The sequence below is a fragment of the Streptoalloteichus hindustanus genome (assembly GCF_900129375.1).
In the GTDB taxonomy this organism is placed as follows: domain Bacteria; phylum Actinomycetota; class Actinomycetes; order Mycobacteriales; family Pseudonocardiaceae; genus Streptoalloteichus; species Streptoalloteichus hindustanus.
The window spans coordinates 221184-239814 of sequence record NZ_FQVN01000009.1; the positions used below are offsets into that span (position 1 = coordinate 221184).

Consider the following 18631-nt stretch of genomic DNA (forward strand, 5'->3'; position numbering starts at 1 on the left):
CGAGGAGCGAACGGTGAGCGAGGACTTGGACAGGCAGGTGCGGGACGCGGTGGACCGCGCCGCGGAGCGGGTGGCCGCCACCCAGCGGCAGGTCGCCGACCGGCTCGCCGGCGCCCCGCCGGTGACCGGGCGGGCGTCCTCGGCGGACGGCGCGGTGACCGTGGTGGTCGCCCCCGGCGGCATGCTGCGGACCGTGGAGATCGGGCCGGCGGCGATGGCGATGGGCCCGGAGGCGCTGGCGCGCGAGGTGGTGGAGCTCGCCGGGAAGGCGACCCGCAACGCCGCCGCGCGCATGCACGCCTCGCTGCGGGGCGTGCTCGACCAGTCCGGTGTGCGCGGGCTGGAGGAGTTGGGTCTGCGCCCCGGCGAGGACGACGATCCCGACGACGACGTCGACACGATGCTGCGGAGGGTCCTGTGAACACCGCCGACACGGGCATCGGTCCCGACATCGAGTCGGACACCGACGAGCTGGTCGAGCAGGCTGAGCAGCGGCAGCACGCCAGCGAGCACCTGGAGCGCGCCCTCGACTCGATGACGGGCACCGCGCGGAGCGCGGACGGCATGGTCGTGGCGGTCGCGTCCGCGAGAGGCGAGCTCCGGAAGCTCGACCTGCACCCCGCCGCGCCGCGGATGGGGTCGCAGGCGTTGGGCGAGGCGATCGCGGCGACCGCGCAGCAGGCGGTGCGGGTCGCCGTGCAGCGGTGCTTCAACGTCCTGGCGCCGGCGCTGGGCGACGAGCTCACGACGACGGTGGAGCAGCTGGTCGGCATCGCGCCGGCGCGCGCCGACGGCTGGGACGCCGCGTCCGAGATCAGGGCGCCGATGGTGGCCGGGGTCGGGAAGCCGCGTCCGGCGGGACAGGCGGGCGGGCCCGGGGTCGGCGGTGCCGGCGTCGGGGCCGCCCCGGCGAACGCCGACACCGGCGCCGACTCGGACGTCGACGAGGACGACATCTTCTCGTTCGACCCCGCCAGCCTGCGGTCGGACCGCTGATCGGGTCACGCCCCGCCGGCTCGGTACGCTTCGGCCGCGGCTGATCGCCGTCACGGTGTGGACGCGGAGGTGCGGTAGTGGCGCAGGACATCGTCCCGATCGAGCTCAGCCTGACCGAGGGCGACGTGATCACGCTGTGGGCGCCGCGGTGGCGGGAGGAGGGCGAGGAGTGGGAGGCGTTCCTCGGTGACGAGGACGACCTCTTCGCCTTCCAGGACGCCGCGCATCTCGCCGCCTTCGTGCGCACATCGCGGAACCACGACCTCGCCGACCACCCGGCGTGGCACGTGGTGCCGCAGCTCTCGGTCGACGAGCTGATCCCGGACGACGAGCACCGGTTCGACGTCGTCGGCGTCCTGGAGATGGTCGCCGAGGAGCCGGACACCTGGGTGATCGCCGAGCTCGCCGGCGTCGTGTCGATGGTCCGCTCGCTGGCCGACGTGTGCGAGCTGGAGAAGGTGCACGAGGTGCTCGACTCGGCCGAGGGCTTCGCCCTGCTGGAGCGGGGAACGCTGCCGTTCTCCGGCCGGGACGGCGAGAAGGTCTGGACCGAGCTGGCCAACGTCGTGGCGCAGCGCTGGGACGAGGTGCTGGACGCGCTCGACGAGGTGGTCGCCGAGCCGGAGGTCGACGCGGACGCGTTGGCCACCGCGCAGGACGAGCTGGCCGAGATCGAGGAGGCCGACGCGGTGGCCGACGAGGCCGCCGCCGAGGGGGCCGGAGAGGCCACCGCCGCCGGGACCGCGCGGGACGCGGCGGCCGGGGCGGACGACGAGGACCTGGAAGAGGAGGGGCCCACCGGCTTCTGGGCCGAGGTGGGCATCGACCCGATCCGGATCATCACCCCGCAGGGCGAGTTCTACACGCTGCGCTGCTACCTGGACGACGAGCCGGTGTTCCTGGGAACCAAGGGCCGGATCGACGTGTTCGGCTCGCCGCGCGCGCTGGCGAGGCACCTCGCCGAGGAAGACGTCGAGCACGACCTGCTGGGCGTGGCGACCTGGGACGAGGTCTCGGCCAGGGCCACCGCCGGCGAGCTGGAGATCGAGGTCGACCCGGAGAACACCTACGTCCTGCAGGGGCTGGCCGACGACCTGGCCGACGGGCCGGACGCGGTCGACCCCACGCAGCTCGACCTGGCCGTGGAGCTGCTCTCCGACGCCGCCCAGTGGGCCGGCGACGAGTCGGTCGAGCACGCGCTCGCGCCCTCGGAGCGGCTGGGCTGGCTGGTCTCCTTCGTGCTCCGGCCGGACCCGACCCGGCTGGCGCCGAGCGCGCCCTACGACGCCGAGGTGACCACCTGGCAGGAGCTCGTGGCCGCCTTCGAGGACCGGCTCGTCACGCACTGAGCGGCGCGCTGAGCGCTCCGCGCGGGTAGGCGGCGTCACACGGCGCGCCCGCTGCGGCCCGCGCCCCCTTTCCGGCAGGATCAGGACGCGAAGGGGATTCGCGTCGGAGGGGGCGCGGTGCTCATGGCGCACGTCGTGGAAGCGCACGCACTGCCGGACGGGCAGCGGAACGGGTCGGTCCAGGAGGGCCGGGGCGGCCCGGGGAGCGCCGGCCGGGCCGCTGGCCGGCGCGGCGGGCGGTCGTGACCTCGTCGCCCGGCGGCGACGCGGACCTGGACCGACGGCTGGCGGCCGTGTCCGGCCGGGCCGACAACGCCGACGGCTCGGTGCGGGTGACCGCGACCGCGCACGGCGCGCTGGTCGACCTGCGGTTGGACCGGCGGGCGTTCGAACTGGGGCCGGAGCGGCTCGGCGCGGAGATCGTCCGGCTGACCGCGCGCGCCGCGGTGGCCGCTCTGCGGACCGAGCTGGCCGAACTCGCCAACCTGCTGCCGGACCTGGACGTCGACCAGACGCTGGGCGGCGCCGGAACCGGTGCCGGAACTGGCACCGACGTCGACGCCGGAGAGCCCCGGCGCCGCCCGCCCCGAGCCAGCTGAACGCCGGAGCGGCCGGGGTGGCGGCGGTGGTCACCCGTCCCCGGCGACCACCGCGCCGGCGCGGTCAGCCCATGAGCGCGGCGTAACCCGGCTTGATCACGTCGTTGATCAGCTGGAGGCGCTCGTCGAAGCCGAGGAACGATGACTTCATCGCGTTCACGGTGAACCACTGGATGTCGCCCCAGCCGTAGCCGAAGGCGTCCACCAGCGCGGCGAACTCGCTGGAGAGCGTGCAGTGGCTCATCAACCGGTTGTCCGTGTTCACGGTGACGCGGAACCGGAGCCGCGCGAGCAGGCCGATGGGGTGCTCGGCGACCGAGGAGGCCGCGCCGGTCTGCAGGTTGGAGGTGGGGCACATCTCCAGCGGGATCCGCCGGTCCCGCACGTAGTGGGCCAGCCGACCGAGCCGCACCCGCCCGTCCTGGTCGACCTCGATGTCGTCCATGATCCGCACGCCGTGCCCGAGCCGCTCCGCGCCGCAGTGCTGGATGGCCTCCCAGATCGAGGGCAGCCCGAACGCCTCGCCGGCGTGGATCGTGAAGTGCGCGTTCTCCCGGCGCAGGTACTCGAAGGCGTCGAGGTTGCGGGTGGGCGGGAAGCCGGCCTCCGGGCCGGCGATGTCGAAGCCGACCACGCCGGCGTCGCGGTAGCGGACGGCGAGGTTGGCGATCTCCCACGCGCGGTCGTTCTGGCGCATGCCGCACAGCAGGGTGCCGATCCGGATCCGCCGGCCCGCCTCGGCGGCGCGGCGCTCCCCCTCGCGGAAGCCCTCCTGCACCGCCTCGACGATCTCGTCCAGCCCCATGCCGCGCTCGACGAACAGCTCGGGGGCGTAGCGCACCTCGGCGTAGACGACGCCGTCGGCGGCGAGGTCCTCGGCGGCCTCGGCGGCCACCCGGACGAGCGCCTCCCTGGTCTGCATCACGCCGACGGTGTGGGCGAAGGTCTCCAAATAGCGGACCAGGGAGCCGGAGTCGGCCGCTGCGGCGAACCACGCGCCGAGCTCGGCGGCGTCGGTGGTCGGCAGGCCGGTGTAACCCACCTCACGGGCCAGGTCGACGACGGTGCCGGGGCGCAGCCCGCCGTCGAGGTGGTCGTGCAGCAGCACCTTGGGCGCGCTGCGGATGTTCTCCAGGGTCACCGGGGTCGACATGGCGTCACGCTACCCCGGGCACCCTGGCCTCCCCTGAGCCGCCGGACCCGACTATGATGATCATCTTGTGCGGGGCGGGTGGGGGCAAAACCACTCCGACGGACGCCGGTGTTGTGCTCCGCGCCGAGTTTTCGACACAGTGAGCGATCAGGACGGCCACCCATGATCCTCCGTACGGAGCAGTAACCGCGTACCGAGTAGTCGACAGAAGATCAACGACCACACTGGGACCTCGCCACGCCACCCGAACCGGGTAGCGCGCGGACCGTTCCCCCGCGGGCCGCACCGGGGGCGCTGCGGTGCGCAGCCGATCACTGGTTAGGCTCCCGGAGGTCTCCCCACCCCTCGGAAGGTCAGCCGTGAACGAGAACAACCACGCAGCGTTGTCGTTCGACCGGATGCGCAGCATGCTCACGCGCGCGGCGGAGATCCGCGAGAGCGAGCAGCAGCAGATCTTCGACGCGCTGGACGAGATCCACGCCCGCCTGTCCCCGCTGGAGTCGCTCGGCTCGGTCCGCAAGCGGCTGTCAGAACTGCCCGACCGCACCGAGGTGAGCGTGCTGGCCGAGCGCCTGGACGAGGCGCTGGCCCGGTTGGAGACCCAGGACGGCGCGATCAGCGCCCTGGGCAGGGCGGTGGACGGGCTGGTCGACAAGCTCGCCAAGCCGTTCGCCCAGCTCGACGGCCGGCTCGACGGCGTCGCCGGCCGGTTCGAGGGCGTCGCCGGCCGGATGGACGGCCTGGAGGACCGGATCGCCGGCCTGCACAAGCGGCTGGACGACATCAACGGCCGGTTCGACAAGACCGACCTGCGGCTGGACGGCCTGCCCAGCGCGGTGCACGGCCCGGTGCGGGACCGGTTGGAGACCCTGGAGACCGCGCTGCGCAGCCGGATCGACGAGGTGGACGAGGGCATGCACGAGCACCTCGACGGCACCCGCGAGGCCGTGCAGCGCTCGGTCGCCGAGTCCGGCGAGGCGGTGCAGCGCCAGCTCGTCGAGGCCGGCGAGGCGCTCCGGCGGCACGTGACCGAGTCCGGCGAGACCGTGCAGCGCTCGCTCAGCGAGTCCGTGGCGGCGGTGCAGCGCACGGTGGACGAGGCGTCCGACGCGCTGCGCGGCTCGCTCACCGAGACCCGCGACGCGGTGACCGGTCGGATCGACGAGCTCGACGGGACCCGGCTGGACTCGCTGGCCCAGCGGCTGGAGCAGCTCACCACGCGGCTCAACGACGTGGCCGGCCGGATCGACCAGGTCGAGGACGGCGTGGGCGGCCGGATCGGCGAGCTCGCCGGCACCGTCCGCCAGGGCCTGTCCCGGATCGACGAGTCGCTGGCCGACCGGCCGGACCAGGCGTCGCTCGTCTCGCTGGTGCGCACGGCCAACGAGGAGTCCGAGCGGCGGCAGGCCGGCCAGCTCGACGAGGCCATGGCGACCTTCGCCGAGCTGATCCTCGGCGGCGGCGCGCCGGCCGCCCCGCCGGCGCCGACCACGCTCCCCCGCCCGCAGCGCCGGGCCGCCCGGGGCAAGTCGGCCAAGCGCGACAGCGACAAGGCGCTGGACGACCTCGGCGACCTGGGCGCCGAGAGCGCCTGACCGCTCACGAACCCGGGGAGGGCGCGCCGGACATCCGGCGCGCCCTCCCCGTTTCGCATCGGTCCGTCGTCGACCACGGCCAGCTCGGTCGCTTCGAGCAATGCCGGGCACGGCCTGCCGTGGGCGGATCATGTCCTGCCGACGGCTCGTTCCGCCTTGTCGTGAGTGCCCCTGCACGGCGCGTTGATGTCCACAATGGACAATGGCGGCCGGCTGCTTCCCCGACGTCGGGCCAGCCTTCGGAGGGGTACCCGTCGGGGGGTCCCCCAATTTCAATAGTGCCGAGGGGGTCTGACAGTTCGGCGGGCCGCGGTCGCCCCTGATCGGGTGGACCAGGGGCACCCGCGGCCCGTGTGCCGGAAGAACACCGACTGGCCGTCGGTCGCGGTTTCACCGACCCGGCCGGCAGACGAGGACCAGGACCAGGACCAGCAAGAGCAGCAGCGAGTCGCTGGGGCCCGAAGTACTTTCCAGCCCCGCGAACGGGTCAGCGAACCGTGCCGTGGACGGTGTCGATGACGAGCGGGGTGCGGGCGGGCGCGGCGTCCCCGATCTCGTAGCCGCCCGCCAGGGCCGCCAGCGCCGCCGGGACCGCGTCCGGGGTGTCGGTGCGCAGTTCGAGGAGCGGCTGGCCGGCCTCGACGGCCTCACCGGGCTTGGCGAGGCAGAGGACGCCGGCCGCGTGCTGGACCGGGTCCTCCTTGCGCGCGCGTCCGGCGCCCAGGCGCCAGGCCGCGACGCCCACGGCATAGGCGTCGAGCTTCGTGACCACACCGTCGCGCGGGGCCTCCACCACGTGCGTGTGCGCGGCACGCGGCAGCGGCGCCTCGGGGTCGCCGCCCTGGGCGCGGATCATCCGGCACCAGGTCTCGTACGCCCCGCCGGAGGCGAGCACCGCCGCAGGGTCCACATCGGACAGTCCGGCGAGGGCGAGCATCTCCCTGGCCAGCGCCACGGTCAGCTCGACCACGTCGGCCGGGCCGCCGCCGCGCAGGACCTCCACCGACTCCGCGACCTCCACGGCGTTGCCCACCGCCCTGCCCAGCGGCACGGACATGTCGGTGAGCAGCGCGGTGACCCTCAGGCCGTGCTCGTCGCCGATGCCCACCAGGGCCTCGGCCAGCCGCCGCGCGTCCGCCTCGGTCTTCATGAACGCGCCGGAGCCGACCTTGACGTCGAGCACGAGCGCGTCCGCGCCCTCCGCGATCTTCTTGCTCATGATCGAGCTGGCGATCAGCGGCACCGACTCGACGGTCCCGGTGACGTCGCGCAGCGCGTAGAGCTTGCGGTCGGCGGGGGCCAGGCCCTCGGTCGCGGCGCAGACGACCGCGCCCACCTCGCGCAGCTGGCCGGCGATCTCGTCGGTGGTCAGGCCGGCCCGCCAGCCCGGGATCGACTCCAGCTTGTCCAGGGTGCCGCCGGTGTGCCCGAGGCCGCGCCCGGACAGCTGGGGCACGGCCGCGCCGCAGGCCGCCACGAGCGGCGCCAGCGGGAGCGTGATCTTGTCGCCGACGCCGCCGGTGGAGTGCTTGTCCACCGTGGGCCGGTCCACACCGGACAGCGCCAGCCGCTCACCGGAGTCGACCATCGCCCTGGTCCAGCGCGCCGTCTCGCCGACGGACATGCCGTTGAGGAAGATCGCCATGGCCAGCGCGGACATCTGCTCGTCCGCGACCACGCCCCGGGTGTAGGCGTCGATCACCCAGTCGACCTGCTCGTCGGTCAGCGGGTGACCGTCGCGCTTCGCGCGGATGACGTCGATCGCCGAATGCGTCTGGTTCATCGCCCGATCGTACGAGCCCGCCCGGCGCGCGACCGGCCGCTCGCCCGGCTCAGATCCACCCAGCCCGAATCCACCCAGACCTGGTCCACCCAGCCCAGTTCCGCTCAGCCCAGCTCCACTCAGACCAGGTCCTCGGGGCCGAAGGCCTCCGGCAGCAGCTCGGCGAGCCGCACCGGGCCGCGGGGCGAGTCGACCAGGCAGTCGGGCCCGCCGAACTCGTGCAGCACCTGCCGGCAGCGTCCGCACGGCATGAGCAGCCGGCCCCCGGAGTCCCGGCAGGCGACGGCCACGAACCGGCCGCCGCCGGTGAGCCGGAGCTGGCCGGCCATGGTGCACTCGGCGCACAGGCCCAGACCGTACGAGGCGTTCTCCACGTTGCACCCGGTGACGACCCGGCCGTCGGAGCACACCGCCGCGGCCCCGACCAGGAGGTCGGAGTACGGCGCGTAGCCGGTGGCGGCGGCACGGGTGGCGGTCTCCCGCAGGGCGTCCCAGTCGACGTCAATGTCCACAAGGGACACCGTAACGACCGGAGGGGGCGGCCGTGGCCCACCATGACAGGTGGACGACGGCCGCCCCCTCCGCCGGGCGGTGCGCCGGGGCTAGTCGCCCTCGCCCCGCCGGTAGACCACGCCGTTGGCCGCCGGTGGCCGGAGCCGTTGCGCGGACACGGCGAGCACGATCAGCGTCACGAACTGCGGCGCGTAGGTCGTGAGCTGCTCGGGCAGCTCGTCGGTGTACCAGTAGATCGCGTACAGCACGGTGGCCGACAGCGCGCCCACCACGACCGCGAGCCAGTTCCGGCGGAGGAGCTGGACCACGACCAGCACCGCGATCACCAGCGACGCGCCGTAGAGCAGCGCGTGCACCGTGGCGCCGCCCGAGCGAAGCTGCAGCGCGTCGGCGAAGCCGAACAACGCCGAGCCGCCGAGCAGCCCGCCGGGCCGCCAGTTGCCGAAGATCATCGCCGCCAGGCCGATGAAGCCCCGGTTGCCGGTCTGGCCCTCCAGGTAGCCCGGCTGGCCGGGCTGGAGCACCAGCGCGGCGCCGCCCAGGCCGGCGAGGGCGCCGGAGGCGATCACGGCCAGGTACTTGTAGCGGTAGACGTTGACGCCCAGCGACTCGGCGGCGACCGGGTTCTCGCCGCAGGACCGCAGCCGCAGGCCGAACGACGTGCGCCACAGCACCAGGAAGCTCACCGGCACCAGCAGCAGGGCGAGCATGGTCAGCGGCGAGACGCCGGTGACCAGGCCGCGCAGCATCCCCGCCACGTCGGACAGGCCGACCCGCTGCATGTCCTCCAGCTCGCCGAGCCAGTCGCCCAGCGGCTGCGCCGAGTAGGTGTCGAACTTCGGCACCACCGGCGACTCCCGCGGGTTGCGGGAGACCGGCTGGAACAGCAGCGTCGACAGGTACTTCGTCAGACCCGCGCCGAGCAGGTTGATGGCCACGCCGGACACGATGTGGTTGACGCCGAAGGTCACCGTGGCGACGGCGTGCACCAGGCCGCCGAGCGCGCCGAAGGCCACCGCGGCCACCACGGCGGCCCACGGACCCCACTGGTAACCGGCCCAGGCCGCGCCCCAGGTGCCGAGGATCATCATGCCCTCAAGGCCGATGTTGACCACGCCGGCCCGCTCCGCCCACAGGCCGCCCAGGCCGGCGAGCATGATCGGCAGCGCCAGCCGCAGCGCGGACTGCGTGGTGCCCGAGGAGGTGAGCTGGGGCAGCCCGGTGAGGTAGGACGTCGTCGACAGCACGGTGACCGCGACCGCGACCCACAGCATGCCGACGGCCCAGCCGGGGACGCGGCGGCGACGCGGCGGGACCGGCTCGGTCATCGGCGCGGCCGCCGGGTTCATGTCGAGGGCGGTCACGACGCACCTCCCGCGGTGGCGGCGGCCGGGGTGGCCCCGCCGTTGCCGGTGCCGCCGCCGTTGGCGCCGAGCTGCCGGCCGACCCGGCGGCGCTCGGCCCGCAGCTCGACGCGGCGGACCACCTCGTAGGCGATGACCACGGAGAGCACGATCGAGCCCTGCATGATCGTCACGATCTCCTTCGGCACGCCGACGTTGTCCAGCGCCAGCGAGGACTTGTCCAGGAAGGCCCACAGCAGCGCGCCGAGCGCGATGCCGCCCGGGTGGTTGCGGCCCAGCAGCGCGATCGCGATGCCGGTGAAGCCGTACCCGGCGGGCGAGGTGATCAGGTAGGTGTGGTCCCTGCCGAGCAGCTCGGGCATGGCGACCAGGCCGGCCACCGCGCCGGACATCAGCATCGCGACCAGGATCATCCGCCGGGCGTTGACGCCGCCGGCGGCCGCCGCGGTCGGCGACTCGCCGGAGGCGCGCAGCTCGAAGCCGAACCGGGTGCGGTTCATCATCACCCAGTAGCCCACGCCGATCACCAGGACCAGGAACACCAGGCCGAACAGGGTTCCCCTGTCCCCGAACCCGATGCCGCCGACCCAGCCGCTCTCCGGGATGGTGTGCGTGCCGATGTTGCTGCCCCGCAGCTCGCCGAACATGTCCTCGCGGATCAGCAGCGCGATGACGCCGGCGGCGATCGCGTTCAGCATGATCGACGAGATCACCTCGTGCACGTTGCGGGTGATCTTCAGCAGGGCGGGGATCGCCGCGTAGAGCGCGCCGGTCACCGCCGCCGTCAGGATGACCACCACGGCGTGCAGCCCGGCGGGCAGGTCGATCGCGGCGCCGACGATGGCCGCGGTCACCGCGGCCACCCGGAACTGGCCCTCAACGCCGATGTTGAACAGGTTCATCTGGAACCCGATCGCCACGGCCAACGCGGCCAGGTAGTACACGGCGGCGGAGTTGACGATGTCGACCGCGACGCTGCCCTCGCCGACCTGGGTGACCATGGCGGCGATCCCGCTCGCCGGGTTGGCCCCCGACACCATCAGCGTGACGGTGCACAGCAGCGCGGAGAAGGCGATCGCCAGCACCGGCGGCAGCAGCCTGCCGCGCAGCGTCCCCATCACCGCTCACCCCCTTCGGCGGCCCCGTGGCCCCGCTCGTCGTTCCCGGTGTCGCCCCGCTCGTGGGCGCCGGCGCCGGTCATGGCGGCGCCCAGCTCCTCGGGGGTCACCGTCCTCGGGTCGGCGTCGGCCACCAGCCGGCCCCGCAGCATCACCTTGATGGTGTCGGACAGGCCGATCAGCTCGTCCAGGTCGGCGGAGACCAGCAGGACCGCGAGACCGGCGGCGCGGGCGTCCTTGATCTGCTCCCAGATCAGCGCCTGGGCGCCGACGTCGACGCCGCGCGTGGGGTGCGAGGCGACCAGCACCGCCGGGTCGCCGGACAGCTCCCTGCCGATGATCAGCTTCTGCTGGTTGCCGCCGGACAGCGCGGCGGCCGCCACCTCGATGCCCGGCGTGCGCACGTCGAACTCGCGGACGATCCGCTCGGTGTCGCGCCGCGCGCCGTCGATGTCCAGCCAGCCGCCGCGCCTGGCCACCGGGCGGCGCGTCTGGTAGCCGAGGACGCGGTTGGCCCACAACGGCTGCGTCAGCAACAGGCCGTGCCGGTGGCGGTCCTCGGGGACGTAGCCGATGCCCGCCTCGCGCCGGGCCAGCGTGCCGGCCCTGGTCAGGTCCCTGCCGGACAGCAGCACCTGGCCGGAGGTGATCCGGCGCATGCCCATGACCGCCTCGACCAGCTCGGTCTGGCCGTTGCCCTCGACGCCGGCGATGCCGACGATCTCGCCCGCGCGCACCACCAGGTCGACGTCGTGCAGCAGGTCGCGCAGGCCGTCGGCGCTGCGCAGGCTCAGCGAGCGCAGCTCCAGCACGGGCCGGTCGGTGACCGTGGACTCGCGGGTCTCCGGGCTGGGCAGCTCCGAGCCGACCATCATCTCGGCGAGCTGGCGGTTGCTCACGGTCCTCGGATCCGCGGTGCCGACGGTCGTGCCGCGCCGGATCACCGTGATCGAGTCGGCGATGGAGCGCACCTCGTCCAGCTTGTGCGAGATGAACAGGAACGTGTAGCCCTGCTCCCGCATCGACCGGACGCTGACGAACAGCTCCTCGACCTCCTGCGGCACCAGCACCGCGGTCGGCTCGTCCAGGATGACGATCCGGGCGCCCCGGTAGAGCACCTTGAGGATCTCCACCCGCTGCCGGTCGGCCACGCCGAGCTGCTCGACGACGGCGTCCGGGTCGATGCCGAAGCCGGTCTGCCGGCCCAGCTCGGCGATCCGCCGGCGGGCCCTCCCGCCGATGCCGTGCAGGTGCTCGGCCCCGAGCACCACGTTCTCCAGCACGGTCAGGTTGTCGGCGAGCATGAAGTGCTGGTGGACCATGCCGATCCCGGCCGCGATGGCGTCGGCCGGCGACCGAAAGCGCACCTGCTCGCCGTGGACCTCGATGGTCCCCTCGTCCGGCTGCTGCATGCCGTAGAGGATCTTCATCAGGGTCGACTTGCCGGCGCCGTTCTCACCGCACAGGGCGTGCACCTCGCCGCGCCGGACGGTCAGGTGCACGTCCCGGTTGGCGACCACGCCGGGGAACCGTTTGGTGATCCCGGCGAGGACGACCGCGCTGTCGCCGCCGGGGTGGGTAGTCGTCATCTCGGTTGCTCCTCAAGCGCCGGGGCCCGAGGACGGAGGTGTTCCGCGGGACACCCGCAACAGGATTCTGCGGGACACCCACTCCCGGGTGCCCCGCGGGACACCCATACCGAGTGTCCTGCGAGGCACCCGCACCGGTGTCCTGCGGGACACCCGCACCGGTGTCCTGCGGGACACCCGCACCCGAGCGGCATCGGCGAGCCGGACAGCGTCCTGACTCACCGATGCCTCAGTCCGTCCTCGGGCCCCGGTCGCTCATGCGCTCACTTGCCCGGCTTGTCCGAGACCTTGATCTTCTCGGTGACGATCTGGGCCTTGTAGGCGTCCAGGACGTCCTTGATGTCGTCGACCTTGCCACCGGTGGTGGAGTAGCCGACGGCGTCGACCTTGAGGTCGAACGTCTTCGGCAGGGTGGCCACCTCGTTCCTGGCCACCGCGCGCACGAGGTCGAACACCGCGACGTCGACCCGCTTGAGCATCGACGTGATGATGACGTCCTTCACGTCGGCCAGGTTCGGCTGCTTGGCCTGGTCGGAGTCCACGCCGATGGCGAGGGCGTTGCCGCTCTTGGCCGCGGAGAACACGCCCTTCCCGGAGGCGCCGGCAGCGTGGTAGAGCACGTCGGCGCCAGCGTCGATCTGGCCGCGCGCCGCCTGGTTGCCCTTCTCCGGGTCCTGGAAGCCGGTGAAGTCGCCGGCCCTGGTCAGGTACTTCTTCTCGATCTTGATGTCCGGCGCGGCGGCCTTGGCGCCCTGCACGAAGCCGGCCTCGAACTTCTGGATCAGCGGGGTCTCCACGCCGCCGACGAAGCCAACGCGGCAGGTCTTGCTCTTGTACGCCGCGGCCACGCCGACCAGGAACGACGCCTGCTCCTCCGCGAACACCAGCGGGGTCACGTTCGGCGCGCCCTCGACGGTGGCGTCCACGATCGCGAACCGCGTGTTGGGGAACTGCGGCGCCACGGCCTTGAGCGCCTCGGCGTAGGCGAAGCCGACGCCGATGACGGGGTTGAAGCCGTCCTGGGCCAGCTGGCGCAGCCGGGTCTGCTTCGCCGCCTCGTCCTCGTTCGGCGAGGCGGTGACCTCCTTGACGTTCTCCGGCTTGATGCCGAACTCGGCCCGGGCCCGGTCCAACCCGCTGACCGCCGCGTCGTTGAAGGACGCGTCACCCCGGCCGCCGATGTCGAACGCCAGACCGACCTTCAGCGCGCTGCCGTCGACCTTCTCCGGTGTGGTGGACGAGGTCGCCGCCGTGGCCGGCACGTCCGGCTTGGGGCTCAGCTTGCAGCCCTGCCCGGCCGCGGTCCCGCCACTCGGGCTCTTCCCGCCTCCGGTGTCCTTGGCGCACCCGACCAGCGACAGCGCGCCGGTCAACGCGATGGCCGTGAGGGCAACGCCACGCATTCGACGCACGGCTCGTTCTCCTCCCGCTCCTGACCTCGGACGCGGGTGATCCGCGGTACCGAGCAGTGACTCCCACCCCCGTTGGTGGGTCCGAGGGTTGGGACCGTACCCGCCCGCCCCAGGTGGCCCGCGCAGAAGCCCTGGCGCGTGACCGAATCGTTGGGCCGCGACAGCGCAGCGAGCCCGTCCGATGACACTCCGAAGTGGACGGGCGGATTCCGCAGGTCGGGCGGGATGTCCCACCACATGCGGGTGCTTGTCGTGAAAAATTTCCACACCTGACGGGACTGCACCGCGCAGCGGCTCACGCGTCTACCGGACGTGGTGGAACCACCCAGCCTCGACTGGCACGACGTCAACTGGCACGGCGAGGTCGGGAGCTACCGGAGCGTGGTGCGCGCGGTCGTCGCCGAGGCCGAGGCGGAGGTCGCCGCGCTCGGCCTCCCGGTCGACCCGGCCGACGACCTCGACGCCTTCGCCGAGGCCGTCCCCGACCCGCTGGCCCCGCTCGACCACGCCGGCCTCGGCTGGCTGGCCGAGTCCCTCGCGGCCCTGCGCCCCCAGCTCGACATGCTGGTTCCCGACCGCGTGGCGGCCGGGAGCGGGGTGGCCGAGCTGACGGCCTACGCCGACCAGGTGCGGGACAACGCCACCCTGCTGACCGACCCGGAGGAGCGGGAGCGGTTCGAGACGCTGGCGACCACCATCGACGGCACCGCCACCGTGGTCAGGACCTCCGGTCTGCTGACCCTCGGCACCAGGGACCTGGTCCACGGCCGGGTGGCGGAGCTGGTCGGCGACCTCGTCGGCGAGGGGCTGGCCGCCGCGCTCTCCGGCGTGCCCTCCCCCGACGAGCTGCGCGCCGCGGCCAGCGACCGGGCGGCGTCGCTGGGCGCGGAGCTCGCCGGGCCGATCGGCGCGATGCTCGACGCGCTCGTCCGGCAGTCCGAACGGCTGAGCGAGCTCAACGGCGCCATCACCCTGCTCTCCGAGGGCATCGACGACGAGGATGAAGAAGAAGGAGAAGAGGACGGGGAGCGCGGAGCGAACCCGGCGGACGGCGGCTGACCGCACGCCACGGCGTCCGGCCGCTCGCTCCCTGACACCGCTTCCCGCGCCGGGCCGGCGTTTCCCGTGATCCGGCGGCATCCCGAGCAGCGGACGTCCCAGGCATGAAGACGTCGGGGACGGGGAACGCCCGGGACGGACCGGACTTCCAGAACGGAGGACACCGACACCCACGACGGCGGCCCACCGGCCCGCCCACCCCAACCCGACGTCGCCGAGCCGGCCACCGCCTCCCGGTGGCGCCGACCGCGGCGCGCTCAGGCCCCGGCCCCCACCGTTTCGGGTGGTGGCCGGCCGGGCGCTGGTCAACTCCCTGTCTCGTGGATCACACAGTGGTCGACGCCATTGGGCCGCCCGGACCAGCCAGGACTAGCATCCGGAAGGTCAAGGCCCCGTTTATTCCCGAACGGCGGGGCCGCAGTCCACCAGCGACGTTGGAGGCCGTCCACCATGGCCAGCACCACCGCCGCCGAGGCGGGCACCGCGGACGTCCCCGCGCGGGCGGGCAGCTCCCGCTCCGGCGGGACGCTCTATCGCGGCGACCTCGGCATGTGGTCGTGGGTCGCGCACCGGGTCACCGGGGTGCTCACGTTCTTCTTCCTGTTCGTCCACGTGCTCGACACCGCCCTCGTGCGGGTGTCGCCGAACGCGTACGACGAGACCATCGCCCTGTACAAGAACCCGCTGGTCAACCTCATGGAGGTGGCCCTGGTCGGCGCGGTCCTCTACCACGCGCTGAACGGCGTCCGGGTGCTGCTGGTCGACTTCTGGGCGAAGGGCCCGAAGGTGCAGCGGGCCATGTTCTGGGTGATCGCGGTGATCTGGCTGCTGGTCATGATCCCGGGCACCTACTTCATGCTGCAGCGCACGGTGACCGAGATGATCGGGGGTCACTGACCGATGTCCACGACAGTCGACTCCCCGCTGGAGCTCGCGGCCCCGCGGTCCCCGCAGCGGCGTCCCGCGCGGCGGGGCAACTTCGAGCTCTACGCCTGGCTGTTCATGCGGCTGTCCGGCCTCGCGCTGCTCGTGCTGGTGCTCGGCCACCTGTTCATCATGAACATCCTCGACGGCGGCGTGCACCGCATCAACTTCGCCTTCGTCGCCGGCCGGTGGTCCTCGCCCTTCTGGCAGTTCTGGGACCTGTCGATGCTGTGGCTGGCCCAGCTGCACGGCGCGAACGGCCTGCGCACCGTCATCAACGACTACGCCCGCAAGGACGCCACCCGCTTCTGGCTGAAGATGCTGCTGTACACGGCGACCGTGCTGATCATCGCGCTCGGCTCGTTCGTGATCTTCACCTTCAGCCCGGACGTCGGGTCCTGACGCGTCGGCCGGCAGGGAGAACCAGCGATGCAGTTCCACAAGTACGACGTGGTCATCGTCGGTGCCGGCGGCGCCGGCATGCGCGCGGCCATCGAGTCCGGCCAGCGCTGCCGCACCGCGGTGCTGACGAAGCTCTACCCCACCCGGTCGCACACCGGCGCGGCGCAGGGCGGCATGTGCGCCGCCCTCGCCAACGTCGAGGAGGACAACTGGGAGTGGCACACCTTCGACACGGTCAAGGGCGGTGACTACCTGGTCGACCAGGACGCCGCCGAGATCATGGCGAAGGAGGCCATCGACGCCGTCCTCGACCTGGAGAAGATGGGCCTGCCGTTCAACCGGACGCCCGAGGGCAAGATCGACCAGCGGCGGTTCGGCGGCCACACCCGCAACCACGGCGAGGCCGCGGTGCGCAGGGCCTGCTACGCGGCCGACCGCACGGGTCACATGATCCTGCAGACGCTGTACCAGAACTGCGTCAAGCACGGGATCGAGTTCTTCAACGAGTTCTACGTCCTGGACATCTGCCTCACCGAGACCGAGAACGGCCCGGTGTGCACCGGCGCGGTCGCCTACGAGCTGGCCACCGGTGAGATCCACGTCTTCCAGGCCAAGGCCGTCGTGTTCGCCACCGGCGGCTTCGGCAAGGTCTTCAAGACCACGTCCAACGCGCACACGCTGACCGGCGACGGCATGGGCATCGTGTTCCGCAAGGGCCTGCCGCTGGAGGACATGGAGTTCTACCAGTTCCACCCGACCGGCCTGGCCGGTCTGGGCATCCTCCTCACCGAGGGCGCCCGCGGCGAGGGCGGCATCCTGCGCAACGCCTCCGGCGAGCGCTTCATGGAGCGCTACGCGCCGACCATCAAGGACCTCGCGCCGCGCGACATGGTCGCCCGCGCGATGGCCACCGAGGTGCGCGAGGGGCGCGGCTGCGGTCCGAACAAGGACTACGTGCTGCTGGACCTGACCCACCTCGGCGCCGAGGTGCTCGACGCCAAGCTGCCGGACATCACCGAGTTCTCCCGGACCTACCTGGGCATCGACCCGGTGACCGAGCCGGTGCCGGTCTACCCGACCGCGCACTACGCGATGGGCGGCATCCCCACCAACATCCGCGGCGAGGCGTTGCGGGACAACGACAACGTCGTCCCCGGCCTGTACGCGGCCGGCGAGTGCGCGTGCGTCTCGGTGCACGGCGCGAACCGGCTGGGCACCAACTCGCTGCTGGACATCAACGTGTTCGGCCGGCGGGCGGGCATCGCGGCCGCCGAGTACGCCAGCTCGCACGAGCACGTGGAGCTGCCGGAGAACCCGGCCGACTTCGTGGTCTCGATCGTCGAGGGCGTGCGGGAGTCCAGCGGTGGCGAGCGGATCGCCGACATCCGCTCCGAGCTGCAGACCACGATGGACCTCAACGCCTCCGTGTACCGCACCGAGGACACGCTCAAGCAGGCGCTGACGGACGTGCAGGCGCTCAAGGAGCGCTACGCGCGAGTGTCCATCCAGGACAAGGGCAAGCGGTTCAACACCGACCTGCTGGAGGCCGTCGAGCTGGGCTTCCTGCTCGACCTGGCCGAGATCCTGGTCCAGGGCGCGCTCAACCGGAAGGAGTCGCGCGGCGGCCACGCCCGCGAGGACTACCAGGCGCGCGACGACGTCAACTTCCTGCGTCACACCATGGCCTACAAGCAGGGCATCGAGCCGGGCAGGGCGCACGACAAGTCGCCGCAGCAGGTCCTCACCGCCGACATCCGGCTGGACTACAAGCCCGTCACCATCACCCGCTACCAGCCGATGGAGCGCAAGTACTGATGACCGCGACCGTTGAGACAGCACCCCCGGCGGGCAGCCGCGGCCCGGTGCCGCCGGCGCCGGAGGGGTCGACCACCGTCACTGTCAGGATCCGTCGGTTCAACCCGGAGCTGGACAGCGAGCCGCGCTGGGACTCCTTCGAGGTCCCCGCGCTGCCCACCGACCGGGTGCTGAACCTGCTGCACTACGTGAAGTGGTACCTGGACGGCACGCTGACGTTCCGCCGGTCCTGCGCCCACGGCATCTGCGGCTCCGACGCCATGCGCATCAACGGCGTCAACCGACTGGCGTGCAAGGTGCTGGTCAAGGACCTGATGAGCGGCGGGGGCAAGGCCACCACGATCACCGTGGAGGCGATCAAGGGCCTGCCGGTGCACAAGGACCTGCTGGTCGACATGGAGCCCTTCTTCGAGGCGTTCCGCGCGGTCAAGCCCTACCTGATGACGACGGGCAACGAGCCGACGCGGGAGCGCGTCCAGTCGCAGGCCGACCGGGCGCGCTTCGACGACACCACGAAGTGCATCCTCTGCGCCTGCTGCACCACGTCGTGCCCGGTGTACTGGTCCGAGGGCTCGTACTTCGGCCCGGCCGCCATCGTCAACGCCCACCGGTTCATCTTCGACAGCCGGGACGAGGGCGCCGAGGAGCGGCTGGACATCCTCAACGACGTGGACGGCGTGTGGCGCTGCCGCACGACGTTCAACTGCACGGACGCCTGCCCGCGTGGCATCCAGGTCACCAAGGCGATCCAGGAGGTCAAGCGCGCCCTGCTGTTCCGCAGGGTGTGACCACCGACCCGCCATGTGGTGTGGCCCCTCACCGGACTCGGTGAGGGGCCACCCCGCTTTCCGGGGTTCTTCGCTGTCGGCGCGTGGTCGGCGAACCGCACGGAGGACGGACAGGCCACCAGTCCGAGAAGACGGGGAAGACGCGGCGGCCTCGGGGAAGCCCGAGTGGGCC

17 protein-coding genes are annotated in these 18631 nt (G+C 72.5%); 10 read left to right on the forward strand and 7 right to left on the reverse strand.

Annotated elements, in window-relative coordinates:
* Positions 1-13 precede the first annotated feature (13 nt).
* The 4 genes from BUE43_RS25650 to BUE43_RS25665 all read left to right on the forward strand — a co-directional run bounded on the left by BUE43_RS25650 (position 14) and on the right by BUE43_RS25665 (position 2944).
* Complete coding sequence (locus tag BUE43_RS25650) at positions 14-421, forward strand: YbaB/EbfC family nucleoid-associated protein (RefSeq protein WP_234995918.1); 408 nt, start codon at positions 14-16, stop codon at positions 419-421.
* Positions 418-996: a YbaB/EbfC family nucleoid-associated protein gene (locus BUE43_RS25655; protein WP_073487900.1), complete on the forward strand. Its 579-nt coding sequence runs from the start codon at positions 418-420 to the stop codon at positions 994-996. Before BUE43_RS25650 ends, BUE43_RS25655 begins: the two co-directional genes overlap by 4 nt.
* A gap of 77 nt (positions 997-1073) precedes the next feature.
* Positions 1074-2345 carry a primosomal protein gene (locus BUE43_RS25660; RefSeq protein WP_073487903.1) on the forward strand — a complete coding sequence of 424 codons (1272 nt, stop codon included), beginning with the start codon at positions 1074-1076 and terminating at the stop codon, positions 2343-2345.
* A gap of 242 nt (positions 2346-2587) precedes the next feature.
* Positions 2588-2944 carry a YbaB/EbfC family nucleoid-associated protein gene (locus BUE43_RS25665; RefSeq protein WP_073487907.1) on the forward strand — a complete coding sequence of 119 codons (357 nt, stop codon included), beginning with the start codon at positions 2588-2590 and terminating at the stop codon, positions 2942-2944.
* A 64-nt stretch (positions 2945-3008) separates the two neighbouring features.
* On the opposite strand, the gene BUE43_RS25670 is transcribed toward BUE43_RS25665, so the two are convergent.
* Positions 3009-4097, reverse strand: a complete 1089-nt coding sequence (locus BUE43_RS25670) for an adenosine deaminase (protein WP_073487910.1) — start codon at positions 4095-4097, stop codon at positions 3009-3011.
* Positions 4098-4495: 398 nt separating this feature from the next.
* On the opposite strand from BUE43_RS25670, the gene BUE43_RS25675 reads away from it, so the two are divergent.
* Positions 4496-5692 (forward strand): apolipoprotein A1/A4/E domain-containing protein, encoded by a 1197-nt coding sequence (locus tag BUE43_RS25675; RefSeq protein ID WP_073488130.1) that lies wholly within the window; start codon positions 4496-4498, stop codon positions 5690-5692.
* A 487-nt stretch (positions 5693-6179) separates the two neighbouring features.
* Here the strand turns inward: BUE43_RS25675 and BUE43_RS25680 are convergent, their stop codons facing one another.
* The 6 genes from BUE43_RS25680 to BUE43_RS25705 all read right to left on the reverse strand — a co-directional run bounded on the left by BUE43_RS25680 (position 6180) and on the right by BUE43_RS25705 (position 13462).
* A complete protein-coding gene (locus BUE43_RS25680) occupies positions 6180-7475 on the reverse strand; it encodes a thymidine phosphorylase (protein WP_073487913.1) in 1296 nt (431 codons plus the stop codon).
* Between the two features lie 119 nt (positions 7476-7594).
* Positions 7595-7981 carry a cytidine deaminase gene (locus BUE43_RS25685; protein WP_083960168.1) on the reverse strand — a complete coding sequence of 129 codons (387 nt, stop codon included), beginning with the start codon at positions 7979-7981 and terminating at the stop codon, positions 7595-7597.
* A 96-nt stretch (positions 7982-8077) separates the two neighbouring features.
* Positions 8078-9337, reverse strand: coding sequence for an ABC transporter permease (locus BUE43_RS25690; RefSeq protein ID WP_073488135.1), 1260 nt, complete (start codon positions 9335-9337; stop codon positions 8078-8080).
* A gap of 11 nt (positions 9338-9348) precedes the next feature.
* Positions 9349-10470 carry an ABC transporter permease gene (locus tag BUE43_RS25695; RefSeq protein ID WP_073488132.1) on the reverse strand — a complete coding sequence of 374 codons (1122 nt, stop codon included), beginning with the start codon at positions 10468-10470 and terminating at the stop codon, positions 9349-9351.
* Positions 10470-12059, reverse strand: a complete 1590-nt coding sequence (locus tag BUE43_RS25700; protein WP_073487918.1) for an ABC transporter ATP-binding protein — start codon at positions 12057-12059, stop codon at positions 10470-10472. Before BUE43_RS25700 ends, BUE43_RS25695 begins: the two co-directional genes overlap by 1 nt.
* A 263-nt stretch (positions 12060-12322) precedes the next feature.
* Complete coding sequence (locus BUE43_RS25705) at positions 12323-13462, reverse strand: BMP family lipoprotein (RefSeq protein ID WP_073487921.1); 1140 nt, start codon at positions 13460-13462, stop codon at positions 12323-12325.
* A 324-nt stretch (positions 13463-13786) separates the two neighbouring features.
* Here BUE43_RS25705 and BUE43_RS25710 point away from each other — a divergent pair, with 324 nt between their 5' ends.
* The 5 genes from BUE43_RS25710 (at position 13787) to BUE43_RS25730 (ending at position 18459) form a co-directional block, all read left to right on the forward strand.
* Positions 13787-14530: a hypothetical protein gene (locus BUE43_RS25710; protein WP_143174376.1), complete on the forward strand. Its 744-nt coding sequence runs from the start codon at positions 13787-13789 to the stop codon at positions 14528-14530.
* A gap of 450 nt (positions 14531-14980) precedes the next feature.
* Complete coding sequence (gene sdhC / locus BUE43_RS25715) at positions 14981-15427, forward strand: succinate dehydrogenase, cytochrome b556 subunit (RefSeq protein ID WP_073487927.1); 447 nt, start codon at positions 14981-14983, stop codon at positions 15425-15427.
* A 3-nt stretch (positions 15428-15430) separates the two neighbouring features.
* Positions 15431-15856 carry a succinate dehydrogenase hydrophobic membrane anchor subunit gene (locus BUE43_RS25720; protein ID WP_073487930.1) on the forward strand — a complete coding sequence of 142 codons (426 nt, stop codon included), beginning with the start codon at positions 15431-15433 and terminating at the stop codon, positions 15854-15856.
* Positions 15857-15883: 27 nt separating this feature from the next.
* Entirely contained in the window at positions 15884-17671 is a 1788-nt protein-coding gene (sdhA, locus tag BUE43_RS25725) for a succinate dehydrogenase flavoprotein subunit (protein WP_073487933.1), read from the forward strand.
* Positions 17671-18459 carry a succinate dehydrogenase iron-sulfur subunit gene (locus BUE43_RS25730; protein WP_073487936.1) on the forward strand — a complete coding sequence of 263 codons (789 nt, stop codon included), beginning with the start codon at positions 17671-17673 and terminating at the stop codon, positions 18457-18459. The genes sdhA and BUE43_RS25730 overlap by 1 nt, the downstream gene beginning before the upstream one ends.
* Positions 18460-18631 lie beyond the last annotated feature (172 nt).